This window comes from Acinetobacter sp. NEB149 (assembly GCF_012516415.1).
GTDB lineage: Bacteria > Pseudomonadota > Gammaproteobacteria > Pseudomonadales > Moraxellaceae > Acinetobacter > Acinetobacter lwoffii_V.
On sequence record NZ_CP051208.1, the window covers coordinates 64,920 to 81,899 of the forward strand.

Consider the following 16,980-nt stretch of genomic DNA (forward strand, 5'->3'; position numbering starts at 1 on the left):
TAAATAAAAAATATGCGTCTTCTGCTCTGTCTGCTCGTAGTGGGATTGATCATGTCTGCCTATCTACATATGCAGGCCCAAACCCATCCTCAACTGCGCTATAACTCGCTGGCTGATCGCTTGACGCATCCTTTCGATACACGCTTACGTTTCCGGATTGATCAGGTCGATTCAGGCTTTGGACTAAGTAAAGATCAGGTCATTCAACTGAGCAAGGAAGCGATCGAAATCTGGCATCAGGGAAGCAATCGTGATGATTTGATGGTCTATGATGAAAATGCCAGGCTGAGTATTCACCTGATCTATGATCAACGCCAGCAAGACTATGATGCCTTGAAGAAAGTCGAAAAACAGTTGCTGGCAGATGACGCCAAGTATCAACGTCAGGTCAAAAATCTGGAAGCATCCCATCAGCATCTGGAAAGTCAGCAGCAACGCCTGATCCAGCAAAGAGATCAGATGAATAGTGAATTTCAGGCCTTACAGCAACGACGCCGTCAGCCAAATTTATCTGCTTATGAACATGAGCAGATTGAATATGAGGTTTTGGCTTTACAGCGCAAATCGGAAAGTTTTCAACGGGAACTTCAGTACCTTCAGGAACAGCAAAGTTCCTTTAATATGAATGTTTCCATGCATCAACATGGTCTGCAAAACCATCAGCAGAATATCATTCAAGCCCAACAGCGTTTCCCTGCCCGCGAATTTCATAAAGGCGTGTTTATGGGTGATCAAATTCATGTCTATCAGTTTGATGCAGAAGATGATCTCCGTCTGACTCTGGCACATGAACTCGGACATGCCTTGGGGCTGTATCACCATAATGACCCGGAAGCACTGATGTATCCGGTGCTGGGTAAACAGAATCTGCAACACTTCCAGCTGCGACCTGCAGACAAGACCTTGCTTTATAACCGTTAAGTGATCAGCTTGAATTCCCTAATTAATTTAAGTGTATAAGTATTATAAAAAAACACTCTATTCTGATTTCATGTTATTGTGATTGGCTACATTGTTCAGGCCATCTTTGGAGATTCGTGTGAGTTACTACCATATTTTAATTGAAGTAAATGACCACATTAGTACGATTGATGAAACCCGTGATATCGAAATCTTTGATATCGAGGACATCCAACCCTATCTTCATTCGATTTTGCTGCCTTATTTCAATGAACAACTGATTGAACTCGACGATGAAAATCTGGAATATAAAGATATTCTGCATCTGGAAATCAAACAGACCTTATTACCGATCAATGACCTGATCGAAGAAGAACAGCGTCTGTTGCCAAGCGATACCGACATTACCATTAGCGCCTATGAAATTTTCAATAACCGCGAGTTGAGTCAGGATGTCACTACCGTGATCTTTGACCTGCTTGAAGCGGTAAAACTGGATAGCTAAACGTTCTTCCAGATATAAAAAAGTCCTCATTGAGAGGACTTTTTTTTGTGCATGGATTTAGATCGAGAATGAAGATCCACAACCACAGGTCGTGGTCGCATTCGGGTTTTGTACCACAAAACGTGAACCTTCCAGACCTTCTAAATAATCTACCACCGAACCGACCAGATATTGATAACTCAATGAATCGACCAGGACTTTAACATCGCCATTGGCAAATTCTGCATCATCTTCATTCTGGCTTTCTGCAAAATTAAAGCCATAAGAGAAACCTGAACAGCCGCCACCGGTCACATAGACACGGAGCATTAAGTCTTGGTTACCTTCACTGTCACGCAACTGGCGTACTTTATTTGCGGCATTGTCGGTGAGCACAAGCGCTTGGGCATTCATGGCGGATTCCTCTGTTGAATGGAATGTCTTTAAAAAGAAAAGACCATATTTAAGTATAGCACACTCAATATATGGTCAGTCTCTACAGATTAAAAGTCAAATCAGAGTAATTTTATCAGGATTATTTGTAGTTCTCATCCTGTAAGGCACATTCAAAGTTTTTCGGGTTCTGTTTGCAGCGGAATTGCCATAACAATTTCATCATACGTTTGTCATAAACGCCGCGTTTAGTCAGGTCAATTCGGGAATCCCGCATCATTTTTTGATAACCCGGTTTATCTGCCGCAGGAATATCCATCCAGTATTTTGATGGAATATCTGATTTCATTTTCCCCAAAATACCAAAGGCACGCGGTAACTGGCTCTTGACCCATTCACGTGATTTTTGTCCATATCCGGCCGGGAATTTATCGGGACGGATAATAATATTACCGGTAACCTGCAATACCGGATAATTCACAATCGCACCTTTACTACCTAACCCCTTATGTAATTCTAAAGGCTTAAATGCCGCAGCTGGTGCACCGATAATATCCACCTGACCATTGTTAAACATACTGGCAAAATTGCTAATTTCGGCACTCACTGCTTGTGCACCGACCTGCTGTACCATGATTTTTTGTGCTTCGTCATGGCTTAGTACCGCAATTTTCTTGCCTGCTGCTTTGGCAACGGTATTGATACTGCGGTCATTCACTAACAGAAAAGCATCACCTACCGGAATCACTCCAACAATTTCATATTTACCTTGCAACATTTGTTTGGCGAAGGTGGGACTGGCCAAGCCCTGCATGACTTTAACCGCCAGATTCAGATCTGGAATCGCGCCAATAGCATCGAGTGAACCGGTAAAATTATTGAACTGACGGCCACGCATCCCGGTCACACTAATGCCGTCACATTTTCCAGCTTTAAAATCTTCTGCAACCACCGCTTCATTGGTATTCACCCGCAGTTCGACATCTGCACCCCAATTTTTGGCCGCCAACTGATAGTCTTTCATCACACTATAGACATCACCGTTTTTACCAACCAGATCAAATACGCAAATCACCTGTTTAGCTTGCGCCAGACCTGAAACAGCCAGTGTCGCCGTAGCCAATGCCAGTGCTTTCCATCCTCTATGGATCATCCTCATTTCCTTATCGCTTGTTTTTGTTATTGCACTTTTAGTCACATGTGATTGTTTTTTATATAAAACATGCGAATTTAATAGTTAATCAAGCTTAAGCTATTTTATTCGCTGCACAATGGCAGATCTGACCTGGATCAGCCATAAAAAAAGCCTAGATCAATCTAAGCTTTTTTCTTTAAAAATCAGATTATTCGCCAGCAATTGAACATTCAAAGTTGGCCTTATCGACAGAACAGCGTGCACGTTTTAAGACCGACATCATGCTGGCATCATAGATTCCGCGTTTGGTCATATCCATCCGGCCATCACGTAACATTTTCTGATACTTGGTTTTATCTTCAGCGCTCAGATTCATTTTATATTTCGACGGAATACCCGCTTCCAGACGGCTGATCATCCCCATGCTCTTTGGCAGGTTTTTGATAAACCAGTCACGCGATTTCTGTCCAAAACCTGCGGGGAATTTTTCCGGACGAATCACAAAATCAGAGGTGACATGCAGTACCGGGAAATTAAACATTGCGCCGTTATTACCCAGACCTTTATAGATTTCTAATGGCTTGTAGGCATAAGCAGGTGCACCGACCATATCCACCTGACCATTGTTAAATTTGGCGACAAAGTTAGAAACATCGGAGATCACTGCCTGCGCACCGACGCGCTGTACCATGATTTTCTGGGCATCGTCATAGCCGAGTACGGCGAATTTCTTCCCTGCGGCTTTTTCAATCGAATTGATATTCTTGTCACGAACAAAAATAAATGCTGAACCCAACGGTGAAATACCGGCAATTTCGTATTTTTTGCCGCCCATATTACTGACCATTTTCGCTGCATTACGTTTGTCCAGAGCAAAACTGATCGCACGCTGGGCAATGGCATTACTTGGTGCACCGCCCAGTGCATCAATAGAACCGGCAAATTTATTGTATTGACGGGCACGCATGGCGGTCATAAACACACCATCACATTTACCGGCCTTGAAGTCATTGTCGGCAACCGCTTCATCCTGACGGGCAATCAGATTGATTTCTGCGCCCCAGCCTTTTGCAGCCAGTGCCCATTCTTGCGCCATCTGGAAAGACTCACCGGATTTACCCAGTAAGTCAAACACACAGATATCGACTTTTTCTGCATGCGCCGCACTTGCAAAACCAAATGCAGAGAATGCAGCCAATGATAAGAGTGTTTTTTTCATTGTAGTTATCCTTTGAAATCTTGTTATTCGCTGAGTGTCCGTACACGGGACAAATATTAAGCAAGTTTAATTAAAAAAAATAGAGCATTTACTCCATTTAAAACCGGCATTTTGGCCTATAAAGATAAATCAGTATTATTTGCATAGATTATTTTTAAATATATATTTAAATATCAATATCTTAATATTTAAAACTGCTTTCTTATAATTACATTTACCCAGATATAGTTACAAAGATATACATGATTTCAGATTTATTCACCACCAATCGAACACTCAAAATTGGTTCGTTCAACTGTACAACGCGCGCGTTTCAATACATTCATCATGCCCTGATCATAAATCCCCTGCCGGGTTAAATCGATCCGCCCATCACGCAAAATCTTTTGATAGGCCACGCGGTCTTCACGGCTTAGATTCAAAATATATTTGCTTGGAATCTCAGCTTCCATACGCTTCACCATGGCAAAGCTGCGCGGTAACTGTTTTACAAACCAGTTTCGGGATTGCGCGGCAAAGCTTGCCGGGAACTTTTCCTGACGAATAATCAGATCGGCAGTGACATTAATTACCGGAAAATTAATCATTGCGCCTTGACGGCCTAGTCCTTTCTGTAATTCCAGTGGTTTAAATGCATAAGCCGGTGCAGCGACAATATCCACTTCGCCCTGATTAAACTTGCGAATAAAATTGGAAATTTCCGACATGACCGGTACGGCTTCAATCCGGTCGACCATGATTTTTTGCGCATAGTCATAATGCAGCACAGCAAATTTCTTGCCTTTGACCTGTTCCAGTTTATTTAGAGTACGATCACGAACAAAAATATAGGCTGGCCCAATCTGGCCGATGCCTGCTACTTCGAATTTTTCTTTGCCAATCTGGGTGATCAGGCGTTTGCTATTGCGTTTATCCAGCACATAGCTGATGGCTTTCATGGCAATGTCATTATTCGGCACGCCGCCAATTGCATCAATCGATCCGGCAAATTTATTATAGGCGCGGGCACGCATCGAAGTCATATAGAAAGCATCACATTTTCCTGCTTTGACATCCTGATCGACTTTGGCTTCATCCTGATAGGCGTTTAGCTGAATTTCGGCACCCCAGCCTTTTGCTGCCAGCGCCCATTCCTCCAGCAGCTTATAAGACTCACCAGATTTTCCCAGCAAATCAAAAACACAGACATTCACTCTGGCTTGAGTTGAAGTCGACACCAAAAGACCCAGTGCCGACAAAATTAAACATCCCTTTTTCATTTTTATTTGACTCTATGGTATTTTTTACTCGATCAGCCTGAACTATAAACCACTGTTCATGCATAAAATAGAGCTTTTACTCAACTTATGCGTCTATCCCAAATCAATTGACAGAGATGAAAACTGATTCATTTCAGCAAAATCGGTAAGATTTTTCATTTTCACAGGGCTTTCCTTTAGAATAGGCGCATCTTATTTCTTAGCTTTGATTTCTCAATGATTCAGTTAGACCAGTTATCTATACGTCGCGGTGGACGTGTTTTATTTCAAAAAGCGTCGATGCAGTTACACCCAGGATGGAAAATTGGCCTAACCGGTGTCAATGGTGCTGGAAAATCAACCCTGTTTTCAGCCTTGCTCGGCGGCATGGAATCGGACACCGGTTCGCTGACCCGACCTGCGGTATGGACCGTGGCGCATATGGCTCAGGAAATCAAAGCACTGAATATGAAAGCCATTGATTTCGTATTGTCGGGCGATGAAGAATACTGGGATATTCAGCAAAAACTCGATCAGCCGGATCAACTGGATGATGCAGAACTGGCACATTTATATGGCCGTTTTGATGAAATTTCAGGTTATTCGGCTCCTGCCAAAGCCTCGCAGCTGATGGCGGGTCTGGGCTTCTTTGAACATCAATCACAGCTGGATGTTTCAAGTTTTTCCGGTGGCTGGCGTATGCGTCTGAATCTGGCGCGTACCTTGATGAGCCGTTCAGATTTACTACTCCTCGATGAACCGACCAACCATCTGGACCTGGATGCGATTCTCTGGCTAGAAGACTGGCTCAAGGCTTATGAAGGTACGCTGGTGCTGATTTCGCATGACCGGGATTTCCTCGATGCGATTACCGATCACATTTTACATATCGAAAATCAGGAACTGATTTTATATACCGGCAACTACTCGACTTTCGAGCGTACCCGTAGTGAACGTCTGGCACAGCAGCAACAGGCGTATGAAAAGCAGCTGGAAACCCGCGCACATCTGCAAAAATATATTGACCGTTTTAAAGCGCAAGCGACCAAAGCCAAACAGGCCCAAAGCCGGATCAAGCAACTGGAACGTATGCAGGAACTGTCTGCTGCGCATGTCGATACGCCATTTACTTTCAGTTTCCGTGAACCGACCAAAATGAGTTCGCCGTTATTGCAACTGGAACATGCCGATATTGGTTATGGCGACAAGCTGATTGTCACCAATGTAAATTTACAGATCACGCCAAACAGCCGGATCGGTTTGCTTGGGATGAATGGTGCCGGTAAATCCACGCTGATTAAATCGCTGGTCGGTGACCTAAAACTGATTCAGGGTCTGCGGAAAGATTCAGAATTACTGAATATTGGTTATTTTGCCCAGCATCAAATGGATGCACTGGATGGTAATGCCAGCCCAATGTTACAGCTAGCACGTATCGCAGATAAAAAAATCAGTGAAGCCAGTCTACGCTCCTTCTTGGGTAGTTTCGGTTTTAGTGGCGAACGTATGGATACGCCAAGCGAAAGCTTCTCAGGCGGTGAACGTGCACGTTTGGCCCTAGCACTGATTGTTTGGCAGCGTCCGAATGTACTGATTCTGGATGAGCCGACCAACCATTTAGACTTAGATATGCGTCATGCACTGACTATGGCTTTGCAAGATTTCCAGGGTGCGGTGGTTCTGGTTTCGCATGAACGTCAGCTCATCGCCAGCGTCTGTGATGAACTACTACTGGTACATAATGGTCAATGCCGTGAGTTTGATGGTGATCTTACTGCCTATGCTGACTGGTTACGCCAAGCCCGTATTGAGATGATTAAAAATGGGCAAAAGCCAGCAGAACCGGTGAAATCCCAAGTCGAAGTCAAACCGACTATTTCCAAACTGGACAAGGAAGCACAACGTAAGGAAGCTGCTCGCCAGCGGGAACTAAGTCGTCCGATTCGCAAGAATATTGAAAAATGCGAAGCACAGATGGCCAAACTACAGCCGCGACTGATTGAAATTGAAAACCTGCTGGGTGACAGTGCTTTATACGAAGCATCACGTAAAAATGATTTGCTGAAACTGATGAATGAGCAAACCGAGCTAAAAGCCAAACTGGAAACAGCCGAAGAGCAAATGCTAGAACTGATGATGGAACTGGAAAGTCTGGAACAGACGTTCTAAAGCTCTTTTAGTAAGATTTAAGATAAGAGATGAATGACCAACGTTGTTCATCTCTTTTTTATTCACTATTTTTAATGTTTTCTCTTCCATTTTCCCCCCTGTATTTTTTCATCTACGTCTAGATGTTTCTTTAATTCTGTTCTTTTCTATTCATTCGACACATAAGGTCATGAATTACACAAACCCTATATAAGTTTATTTTTTAAACAGTTGGATGCCTTATTTCATACATTAATTTACAGCGCGCTGTTTCATCCTAAGGCTCTAATACAAGTGTTTTTTAATTTTTGGCAGCCTTGATACGAGTCTGTTTAATGTTGAACTAGAAAGAGGAAATCCGCATGCGTGCTCTTACCTATCATGGTGCTCGGGATGTACGAGTTGAATCCGTTCCAGATCCAGTGATTCAGGAACCAGATGACGTTATTTTAAGGGTGACAGCCACCGCCATCTGTGGCTCAGATCTGCATTTATACCGGGGGAAAATCCCGGCCACTGAAGACGGTGATATTTTCGGCCATGAATTTATGGGAATTGTAGAAGAAGTCGGCCCTGAAGTAACCGAAGTCAAAAAAGGTGACCGGGTGATTATTCCCTTTGTGATTGCATGCGGTCACTGTTTTTTCTGTGAACATGAACTCATGGCTGCCTGTGAAAATACCAATACCGGCCGTGGTGCAATTCTCAACAAAAAACAGATCCCACCAGGGGCAGCTTTATTTGGCTTTAGCCATCTGTATGGTGGTATACCGGGTGGTCAGGCTGAATATGTACGGATCCCCAAAGGCAATGTCGGACCATTTAAGGTGCCGGGTTCCCTGCCTGATGAAAAAGTATTATTCCTGACCGATATTCTGCCAACCGCCTGGCAAGCAGTGAACAATGCCCAAGTTGGTCGAGGTTCCAGTGTGGCGATTTATGGTGCTGGCCCAGTCGGTCTGCTGGCTGCTGCCTGTGCGCGGATGCTCGGTGCCGAGCAGATTTTTATGGTCGATCACCATCCTTATCGTCTGAGTTTCGCACATCAAACCTATGGGGTGATTCCGGTCAATTTTGATGAAGTCGATGCCGCTGAATTTATCATTCAAAATACCACGGGTTATCGTGGAGTCGATGCCGTCATTGATGCGGTCGGTTTTGAAGCCAAAGGTAGCATGCTGGAAACCGTAATGACCAACCTGAAATTAGAAGGTTCGAGTGGTTCAGCGCTAAGACAATGTATTGCAGCGGTCCGTCGCGGCGGTGTGGTGAGTGTACCTGGAGTTTATGCCGGTCCAATTCATGGCTTCCTGTTTGGTGATGCCTTTGACAAAGGTTTGACCTTTAAAATGGGACAAACCCATGTGCATAATTACTTGCCGCAGTTGCTAGAACATATTGAAAATGGAGATCTGTCTCCAGATCTGATTATTACCCATCGCATGAAACTGGAAGATGCTGCGGAAGGTTACCGTATTTTTGATAAAAAGGAAGAAGACTGTCGTAAAGTCATTCTAACACCATAAATATGATTAAAAAAAAGCGCCGTCAGGCGCTTTTTTATTTTTCATCGTCATTTTATCAATCCTCTTTTTCTTGTTCCTAATCAATATCATTTCAGCGATTCCCTCCCTCTTTTCTATCGAGTAATAAAAGAAATGCCCGATTTTCAATAATGAAATCAAGAAATAACTCAAAAATGAGAAATAAAAAAGTTAAGCAAAAATCGATAAAAGTATGATTTTAAATAAAAATGAAAGTTCACTTGATTATTAAATCAATTATGTAGTTTAGCTACATCTTGAGTTTTTAGTTAACAATATGTTCCACGGTAATGATTAGAGAAACTACACTATATTTACAAGTATTTAATTTATAATAATTTTTTATTTTAAAGCCAATCCAAGGAATAGTCTGGTCATACTAGCAATATATCGCCAAATCTAGCTTTAAATTTAAAATGCTATTTTAAATTTAAAAACACTTATCCACAAGATAATCGATTTCAAATTTGAATTTAAAATAAAGAATTAATACGTGGATTAAAGCTTGCGGAAAAATACTATCTTATTCACATAAAAATTATGGGTAACTTTAGAGTTATCCACATCTCTGATCAGGCTTTCTAGATGCTTGAAGCAATATTATTCACGTATTATTTAGCGTATTAGACCAAGTTTCTTATAAGCTATTTAAAATTTAAAATTTAGTTTTAGCAGCTTTTTATTTATTTTTGAGATATTGGATCTTCTGAATAGGCGATTTATTATTTTTTAGTCGAATCCACCTAAAGTATTCGATCTGTTTTTATTACACGCATCTTTAAATACCACTTTGACTGATCCAGTTTTCACCTAGTGTCGTTAACTGCATGCAAACTTCTCATCGTATAAAGAACTTCTTTCTACCTCACTTTCCTATTCAAAAATTATTTTAGAAGTTCTGATGCAGATCATTTTTATAACGATAGATTCACTCCAGATTTCAGGTATTCTCCCGAGTTGGTAATCTCTATACATAAACCCTTTCTTAGAGTCGATTTGGCTTACTCAACTTGGCTTTTTAAAACCTAAATGAACCCGTTCCATATCTAAAAATCGGTCCAAAATTACTTTATTTTGCCTAGCTCACAGGATATGAGTAAAAAAATTGGTCTAAAAAAAGCGCCTCGAAAGGCGCTTTTTTATATCTGATTTTATCCTGAAGAGTTATGCATCAATATCTGCATTCAAGGCATTTTCTTCAATGAAAGCACGACGTGGTTCTACGTCATCGCCCATCAAGCAAGAGAACATACGATCCGCTTCAATCGCATCGGTAACTGTCACTTGCAGCATGTTACGGTTGTCTGGATCCATGGTGGTTTCCCACAACTGTTCCGCATTCATCTCGCCCAGACCTTTATAGCGCTGGATCATCATGCCACGACGTGAGTCCTGCAAGATATGTTGCCAAACCTGATGGAAATTGCTGACCTGAATCTTGCGATCGCCTTTTTGCAAATATGCACCATCTTCAAGCAGACTAAACCAGCTCTTTGAATTCTTTAATAAACGTGCATATTCACTTGAACCTAACAGTACTGAGTCTAACAGGTAGCTATGTGGCAAGTTATGTACATAGATCGTGATACGTGGCAACCAGCTTGCAGTTTTTTGACCATCTGCCAGTTCTTTTTCAAAACGCTCCAGGGTTAATTCTGGACGTAATGTTGGCTGAATGGCTTCAATCGCTGCACGCAGATTCTCACCCCATGTTTCCACATAGGTTTTGTCTTCCAGCTGATCCAGCTTAAAACCTTCCAGTGAAAGTAGTGCATCAAGCAGACTCGCAGGATAACGCTGGGTCAAACGTGCCAAGCTCTTCTGGGAAGTCTGATAATCAGCAATCACATTCGCCAGTACTTCACCACGAATCGCAGGCGCTTCTGCACTGATATGCAGTTCCAGCTCATCAATCGCATTCGAAATTAGGTAAGTTTCCAGTGCATCATTGTCCTTGATGTACTGTTCCTGCTTGCCTTTTTTCAGCTTATATAATGGTGGCTGTGCGATATAAATATGACCACGTTCCACAAGTTCCGGCATTTGACGGAAGAAGAACGTCAACAGTAAGGTACGGATATGCGAACCATCCACGTCAGCATCGGTCATGATAATGATTTTGTGATAACGCAGTTTGTCCGGATTATATTCTTCACGACCAATACCACAGCCCAATGCGGTAATCAGCGTACCGACTTCAGCAGAGGAAATCATGCGGTCAAAACGGGCACGTTCCACGTTCAGGATCTTACCTTTCAGCGGTAAAATCGCCTGCATTTTACGGTTACGACCTTGCTTTGCCGAACCACCTGCAGAATCACCCTCGACCAGGTACAGTTCAGACAAAGCTGGATCTTTTTCCTGACAATCGGCCAGTTTACCTGGAAGACCGGCAATATCCAGCGCACTCTTACGACGTGTCATTTCGCGTGCTTTACGCGCTGCATCACGCGCACGTGCTGCATCAATGATCTTGCCAGCAATCGCTTTGGCTGCTTGTGGATTTTCCAATAAATATTCAGAAAATGCCTTGTTCATGGCCTGTTCAACAGCCGTTTTCACTTCACTCGACACCAGTTTTTCTTTGGTCTGTGAAGAGAATTTTGGATCAGGTACTTTGACTGACACGATGGCAGTCAGGCCTTCACGCGCATCATCACCCGATACCGCAACTTTTTCCTTTTTCAGGATATTTTCGCTGTCCATGTAGTTGTTTAAACCACGGGTCAACGCAGCACGGAAACCGGCCAAATGCGTACCACCATCCTTTTGCGGGATGTTGTTGGTAAAGCAACGTACATTTTCTTGATAAGAATCATTCCACTGCAATGCGACTTCTACCGTAATACCGTTATCGGCCTGTGCAGCAGTGAAATGGAAAATATCATTCAGGTGAGTTTTGCCTTCGTTAATATATTTAACGAACTCAGACAGACCACCTTCATAATCAAAGACATGCTCGGCATTAATGCGTTCGTCACGCAGCACAATACGCACACCTGCGTTCAGGAACGACAGTTCACGCAAACGACGCGCCAAAATATCAACATTAAAAATGGTCTGACTAAAAGTCTCGGCACTTGGCCAGAAACGGACACGAGTACCGGTTCTATTGGTATCGCCCACTACTTTTAATGGATATTGAGAATCGCCATGACGGTATTCTTGTTCATGAATTTTACCGGCACGGTGAATGGTCAATTCGAGTTTTTCAGACAGTGCGTTGACTACGGAAACACCGACACCATGCAGACCGCCAGACACTTTATAACTGTTGTCGTCGAACTTACCACCGGCATGCAGAATGGTTAAAATCACCTCTGCTGCAGACACACCTTCTTCAGGGTGAATGTCGGTCGGAATACCACGACCATTATCAGAAACTGAAACCGATTCATCTTCATGGATCGTCACTATAATTTCATCACAGTGGCCTGCCAAGGCTTCATCAATCGAGTTGTCGACTACTTCAAACACCATGTGGTGCAGGCCTGTACCATCGTCTGTATCACCAATGTACATGCCCGGACGCTTACGGACTGCGTCTAAACCACGTAATACCTTGATGCTAGAGGAATCATAAGCCTTTTCAATGGTTTGTTCTGTTTGAGAAGCAGCTTGATCTTCTGAACTCATGGTTTCTCCCTAGTGAAAAATAGGTCTATCCAAAGATGGGTAAAACTCAAAAAATATTATTGCACAACTTGAACTGTACCGTTTTCAACACTGAATAACTGATATGAGATAGACAAATCATGTAAGTGCTTTTGTACTGATTCATGGTCTAAGGTGGTAATAAAAACTTGACTACCAAGTTGGCTCAATCGCTCAATTAAACGTTGTTGTGCGGTTAAATCTAATTCTGCTGTCACATCATCTAATAATACCACAGTTTCCTTATTACAAGAATGTAGCATTGCGATTTGCGACAGTTTTAGTGCGATCATCAGCAGCTTTTTCTGCCCGCGCGACAGGATCACATCAGCATCCCCCATCGGGGTCTTTAAACGCAAATCTGCGCGATGTGGGCCATATTCGGTATAGCGTCGGTCACAGTCTTTTTCATGCTGGTTGGTCAGATCATTTAGCAGGCCGGTTTCACTATGAAAGCCCGGACTGTATTCCAGACTGACTTGCAATTCAGGTAATAACTGTTTCAGATCATCTTCAAAAAATGGCTTCCATTGTTCCACGATGCCGACACGTTGCGAGTGCAGGATTTCACCATATTCACTTAGCATCTGGTTCCACGGTTCTACATCAGACAGACTCAGAAAACGTTTGCTTTTGAGCAGACTGTTTCGCTGTTTCAGCGCACGAGAATAATATTGCCAGGCATGATAAAACTCTGGTTCCACGTGGAACATCAACCAGTCCAGCAATTGACGCCGTGGCTTGGCACCATGATCGATGATATCGGTACTTTGTGGATCAATCAGCTGTAAGGGTAACAGTTTGGCCAGTTGTCCCTGAGTTGCGACCAGATCACCATTCACCTTGATCAACTGCTCCCCGCTAGCCATTTTTTGCATGCCAATTTTTTCAGTCGCAGATTGTGCAAACACAATCGCATCCTGTGCGCCATGCTGGATATAATTTTTGGGAATATGGGTACGGAAAGAACGACCAGCAGCCAGCAAATGAATCGCCTCTAAAATCGAGGTTTTACCTGAACCATTTTGGCCATAAAAAACATTAAACGGCTGCAATCCGTGGAGAGCAACCGTCTTTAAATTCCGCACACGCTCAATATGTAAACGCGTAATATGCATGTCTTATATGAGTATCAACAGCCGCGGCTTAAACACGCATCGGCATAACGACATAAGTCTGATCGGTATGCGCCGGGTCTTGTACCAAGACAGACTGGTTGGCTTCAGTCATGGTCATTGACACATCATCGCCATCCAGCACACCAAGTACTTCAATCAGATACTGCGCATTAAATGACATTTCTAGCGGTGAATCGGCATATTGAATCACCAGATCTTCAATCGCTTCATCCTGCTCCGGGTTATTCGCACGAAGTTGCAAAGAATCGGCATTGAAGTTTAGAAACACACCACGCAGCTTTTCATTACTTAAAATCGCTACACGTTGCAAAGATTGCTTGAACACATCATGCGCGATCATCACCACTTTGTCGCCACCACGTGGAATCACACGGCGATAATCCGGGAACTTACCATCAATCAGCTTGGTAGTGAAACGTACGATAATATCCGCCTGCTCCTTGTCACGGCTTGACATATTGATGGTCACATTGAGCAGTTCACGACCAATCAATAAAGATAATTGCTCATCTTCAACGCTGAGCAGACGCTGTAATTCTGCAACTGCCTTACGTGGCACAATCGCCTGAATCGGTTGTGTTGCAGTAGATTGAGCCACTGTTTCACACAGTGCCAAACGGTGGCCATCGGTGGTCACAGCACGCAACTGATTGGCATCAATTTCCAACAAAGTACCGGTCAGATAAAAACGTACATCCTGAACTGCCATGGCAAAAGCAGTTTTTTCGAACAGGCGTTTAAGTTCACGCTGTGTCACCGTTACTTGCGTGCCTTGGGTGTTTTCAGTGTTCAGTAATGGATAATCATCAGCAGGCAATGTCCCCAATACAAAACGGCTGTTGCCCGATTTAAGGATACAGCGCTGATCTTCAGTAATATGTAAATCCACCAATGCCGCTGAAGGAAGTGACTTACAGATATCAATCAGCTTACGTGCAGGAACTGTGGTCTCACCTTCCTGCAAACATGCACCTTCAGCCAGTGCTGTACTCGCCACCAGTTCGACTTCCAGGTCGGAACCGGTCACGGTCAATGCTTGCGCAGTCACCTGAATTTTCAGGTTAGACAGGATATTCAAGGTATGGCGACGTTCAACCGCTCCTACGACATGTGAGAGAACATTCAGTAAGCTTTCTTTCGCGATTTTTAAACGCACGGTGCATTCCTCTAAAGCTGAAGATTAATATAGAAAAAGTGATTTTTTTGACGGTTTACTATGCGGCAAAAGCAGCCGCATAGCAAGAATAGAATTTGAGCGATTTAGGTCAACTTTGCAATAGACGTTGCAGGTTTTTATAGTCTTCGTTAAAGATCGGATCTTCTTCCCGCAGGCTCTGTACTTTCTCGCAGGCATGCATCACGGTACTGTGATCACGCCCCCCAAAAGCCATGCCAATTTCCGGAAAACTGTCGCCTGTTAATTCACGTGCCAGACCCATCGCCAGCTGACGTGGGCGGGCATAAATCCGAGTGCGTTTTGGACCGACCAGTTCTTTCAATGGAATCCGGAAATATTCACTGACCACACGCTGAATGTTTTCAGTACTGATGGTACGGGCACGAATTGCCAGCACATCTTTTAAAGATTCACGCACTACATCCAGATCAATTGGTGTGCCTTTAAAACGTGAAATCGCTACCACTTTATTCAGCGCACCTTCCAGCTCACGCACGTTAGCCACCACCTGCTGGGCAATAAACAGCGCACAGTTACGAGGTAAATCAACCTGATTGCTTTCGGCTTTTTTCAGCAAAATTTCAATTCGGGTTTCAATATCTGGTGGTTCAACCCCGACCGACAACCCCCAGGAAAAACGTGAAACCAGACGTGGATCGAGTTCGGTTAGCTCTTTAGGATAACGATCTGAAGTCAGAATGATCTGTTTGGACTCGTCCAGAAGTGCGTTAAAGGTGTAGAAAAACTCGACTAGACTGGCTTCTTTACCGGCCAGCAAGTGAATATCATCAACCAGTAATAAATCCAGAGAACGGCAGTTTTTCTTAAACTCTTCGACTTTGCCCTGCTGCAACGAACTGACAAAATCCTGCACAAAACTTTCTGCAGTCATGTACATGACTCGGGCATTCGGCTTGGCCTGCAACAATGCATTGCCCACAGCCTGCATCAAGTGGGTTTTACCCAGACCGGTCGGACCATATAAAAATAACGGGTTGTGCTGTGAAGCACCCAGCTGGGTCAGTACCTTGCGACAGGTTTCTGCCGCCATCTGGTTAGATCGGCCTTCCACAAACAGCGAGAAGGTAAACAATGGATTCAACTGACGTCTACGGCTATTTTTGCCGCTGTCTTCTTTTTCTTTCTTCGGTTTCGGCACCGGCATCGGTGTCGAAGTCAATGCCGCCGTCGTAGTCGCCGGTTGTTCACTGGCAGATAAAATCGCCCCTGGACGTGAATCGACCAAAATTTCGACCTTGCGTACCCGTCCTTCAGACAATTGCTCTGCCAGAATCGTGATCAGTTCCAGATGATGTTCTTGAATGTAACGCGTCCAGTAAGGATTAGGTGCATACAAACGCAAGCTGTCTTCCAGCTCTTCTGCAACCAATGGGCGAATCCACATTGTAAAGACATTTCCAGAGAGCTCTTGTCGCAGGCGATTTAAGCAGTCCGTCCAAAGCATGTGAATCCCCTATTCATTCCATTGTTCATTCAAAAAAGATGACCGCGACCAAAAGCGGGTCGCCATTCTAACCAAGTTATCCACATCTGTCATGGCAATTTCCACAAAAACTGTGCAAAAAGAAATCACCATGCATAAAATTAAATTTAAAACCCAGTGTGGATAAGTTTACCCGCAAGCTGTGGATAAAATATATCATAAAGTTATCCACAAAGTATAAGATTAATAGAAACAGTTTTATCCACAATATAAGTTAATGTTTAAATAAATAAAAAGTGGCTTATCCATAGAAAAAGCGCTCCCTAATAGTAATAAATTTAAATTTATAAATTTGAATTTATTTATAAGATCACTGGTTTTTGTGGATAACTCAAAAAACTTCAAATTTAAATTCAAAACCGTAAGTTAAATTTAAACTCTGGATAACATGTGGATAACTTTGTTGATAGAGTTGTTAATAACTTATATATCTTTATATAACAAT

Annotated in this window: 12 protein-coding genes; 4 read left to right on the forward strand and 8 right to left on the reverse strand. The window is 43.1% G+C overall.

Annotation, left to right across the window (positions count from 1 at the left end):
• Positions 1-12 precede the first annotated feature (12 nt).
• Positions 13-921, forward strand: coding sequence for a matrixin family metalloprotease (locus HGD77_RS00310; protein WP_005094835.1), 909 nt, complete (start codon positions 13-15; stop codon positions 919-921).
• 106 nt (positions 922-1,027) lie between these two features.
• Positions 1,028-1,405: a hypothetical protein gene (locus tag HGD77_RS00315; RefSeq protein ID WP_016806936.1), complete on the forward strand. Its 378-nt coding sequence runs from the start codon at positions 1,028-1,030 to the stop codon at positions 1,403-1,405.
• 57 nt (positions 1,406-1,462) lie between these two features.
• Here the strand turns inward: HGD77_RS00315 and erpA are convergent, their stop codons facing one another.
• From erpA to HGD77_RS00335, 4 genes are all read right to left on the reverse strand, one after another.
• Entirely contained in the window at positions 1,463-1,798 is a 336-nt protein-coding gene (gene erpA, locus HGD77_RS00320; protein ID WP_004281944.1) for an iron-sulfur cluster insertion protein ErpA, read from the reverse strand.
• Between the two features lie 121 nt (positions 1,799-1,919).
• Positions 1,920-2,930, reverse strand: coding sequence for a putative solute-binding protein (locus HGD77_RS00325; protein WP_228722911.1), 1,011 nt, complete (start codon positions 2,928-2,930; stop codon positions 1,920-1,922).
• 190 nt (positions 2,931-3,120) lie between these two features.
• Positions 3,121-4,131 carry a putative solute-binding protein gene (locus HGD77_RS00330; protein ID WP_005094844.1) on the reverse strand — a complete coding sequence of 337 codons (1,011 nt, stop codon included), beginning with the start codon at positions 4,129-4,131 and terminating at the stop codon, positions 3,121-3,123.
• Between the two features lie 254 nt (positions 4,132-4,385).
• Positions 4,386-5,390 carry a putative solute-binding protein gene (locus tag HGD77_RS00335; protein WP_004281941.1) on the reverse strand — a complete coding sequence of 335 codons (1,005 nt, stop codon included), beginning with the start codon at positions 5,388-5,390 and terminating at the stop codon, positions 4,386-4,388.
• 216 nt (positions 5,391-5,606) lie between these two features.
• On the opposite strand from HGD77_RS00335, the gene HGD77_RS00340 reads away from it, so the two are divergent.
• A complete protein-coding gene (locus tag HGD77_RS00340) occupies positions 5,607-7,538 on the forward strand; it encodes an ATP-binding cassette domain-containing protein (protein WP_004281940.1) in 1,932 nt (643 codons plus the stop codon).
• 341 nt (positions 7,539-7,879) lie between these two features.
• Complete coding sequence (locus tag HGD77_RS00345; protein WP_005104957.1) at positions 7,880-9,043, forward strand: zinc-dependent alcohol dehydrogenase; 1,164 nt, start codon at positions 7,880-7,882, stop codon at positions 9,041-9,043.
• Between the two features lie 1,182 nt (positions 9,044-10,225).
• Here the strand turns inward: HGD77_RS00345 and gyrB are convergent.
• From gyrB to dnaA, 4 genes are all read right to left on the reverse strand, one after another.
• A complete protein-coding gene (gyrB, locus tag HGD77_RS00350; RefSeq protein WP_168730576.1) occupies positions 10,226-12,697 on the reverse strand; it encodes a DNA topoisomerase (ATP-hydrolyzing) subunit B in 2,472 nt (823 codons plus the stop codon).
• A gap of 56 nt (positions 12,698-12,753) precedes the next feature.
• Positions 12,754-13,833 (reverse strand): DNA replication/repair protein RecF, encoded by a 1,080-nt coding sequence (gene recF, locus HGD77_RS00355; protein WP_129717336.1) that lies wholly within the window; start codon positions 13,831-13,833, stop codon positions 12,754-12,756.
• A gap of 28 nt (positions 13,834-13,861) precedes the next feature.
• Positions 13,862-15,010, reverse strand: a complete 1,149-nt coding sequence (dnaN, locus tag HGD77_RS00360; protein WP_004281935.1) for a DNA polymerase III subunit beta — start codon at positions 15,008-15,010, stop codon at positions 13,862-13,864.
• Between the two features lie 109 nt (positions 15,011-15,119).
• On the reverse strand, positions 15,120-16,496 hold the full coding sequence (gene dnaA, locus HGD77_RS00365; protein WP_004281934.1) for a chromosomal replication initiator protein DnaA: 1,377 nt from the start codon (positions 16,494-16,496) through the stop codon (positions 15,120-15,122).
• Positions 16,497-16,980 lie beyond the last annotated feature (484 nt).

Excerpts from the sequence above, each read along its gene's own strand:
- recF (WP_129717336.1), bottom strand. The coding sequence starts at position 13,833 with ATGCATATTACGCGTTTACATATTGAGCGTGTGCGGAATTTAAAGACG.
- gyrB (WP_168730576.1), bottom strand. The coding sequence starts at position 12,697 with ATGAGTTCAGAAGATCAAGCTGCTTCTCAAACAGAACAAACCATTGAA.
- HGD77_RS00345 (WP_005104957.1), top strand. The coding sequence starts at position 7,880 with ATGCGTGCTCTTACCTATCATGGTGCTCGGGATGTACGAGTTGAATCC.
- HGD77_RS00310 (WP_005094835.1), top strand. The coding sequence starts at position 13 with ATGCGTCTTCTGCTCTGTCTGCTCGTAGTGGGATTGATCATGTCTGCC.
- HGD77_RS00325 (WP_228722911.1), bottom strand. The coding sequence starts at position 2,930 with ATGATCCATAGAGGATGGAAAGCACTGGCATTGGCTACGGCGACACTG.
- dnaA (WP_004281934.1), bottom strand. The coding sequence starts at position 16,496 with ATGCTTTGGACGGACTGCTTAAATCGCCTGCGACAAGAGCTCTCTGGA.
- erpA (WP_004281944.1), bottom strand. The coding sequence starts at position 1,798 with ATGAATGCCCAAGCGCTTGTGCTCACCGACAATGCCGCAAATAAAGTA.
- HGD77_RS00340 (WP_004281940.1), top strand. The coding sequence starts at position 5,607 with ATGATTCAGTTAGACCAGTTATCTATACGTCGCGGTGGACGTGTTTTA.
- HGD77_RS00335 (WP_004281941.1), bottom strand. The coding sequence starts at position 5,390 with ATGAAAAAGGGATGTTTAATTTTGTCGGCACTGGGTCTTTTGGTGTCG.
- HGD77_RS00330 (WP_005094844.1), bottom strand. The coding sequence starts at position 4,131 with ATGAAAAAAACACTCTTATCATTGGCTGCATTCTCTGCATTTGGTTTT.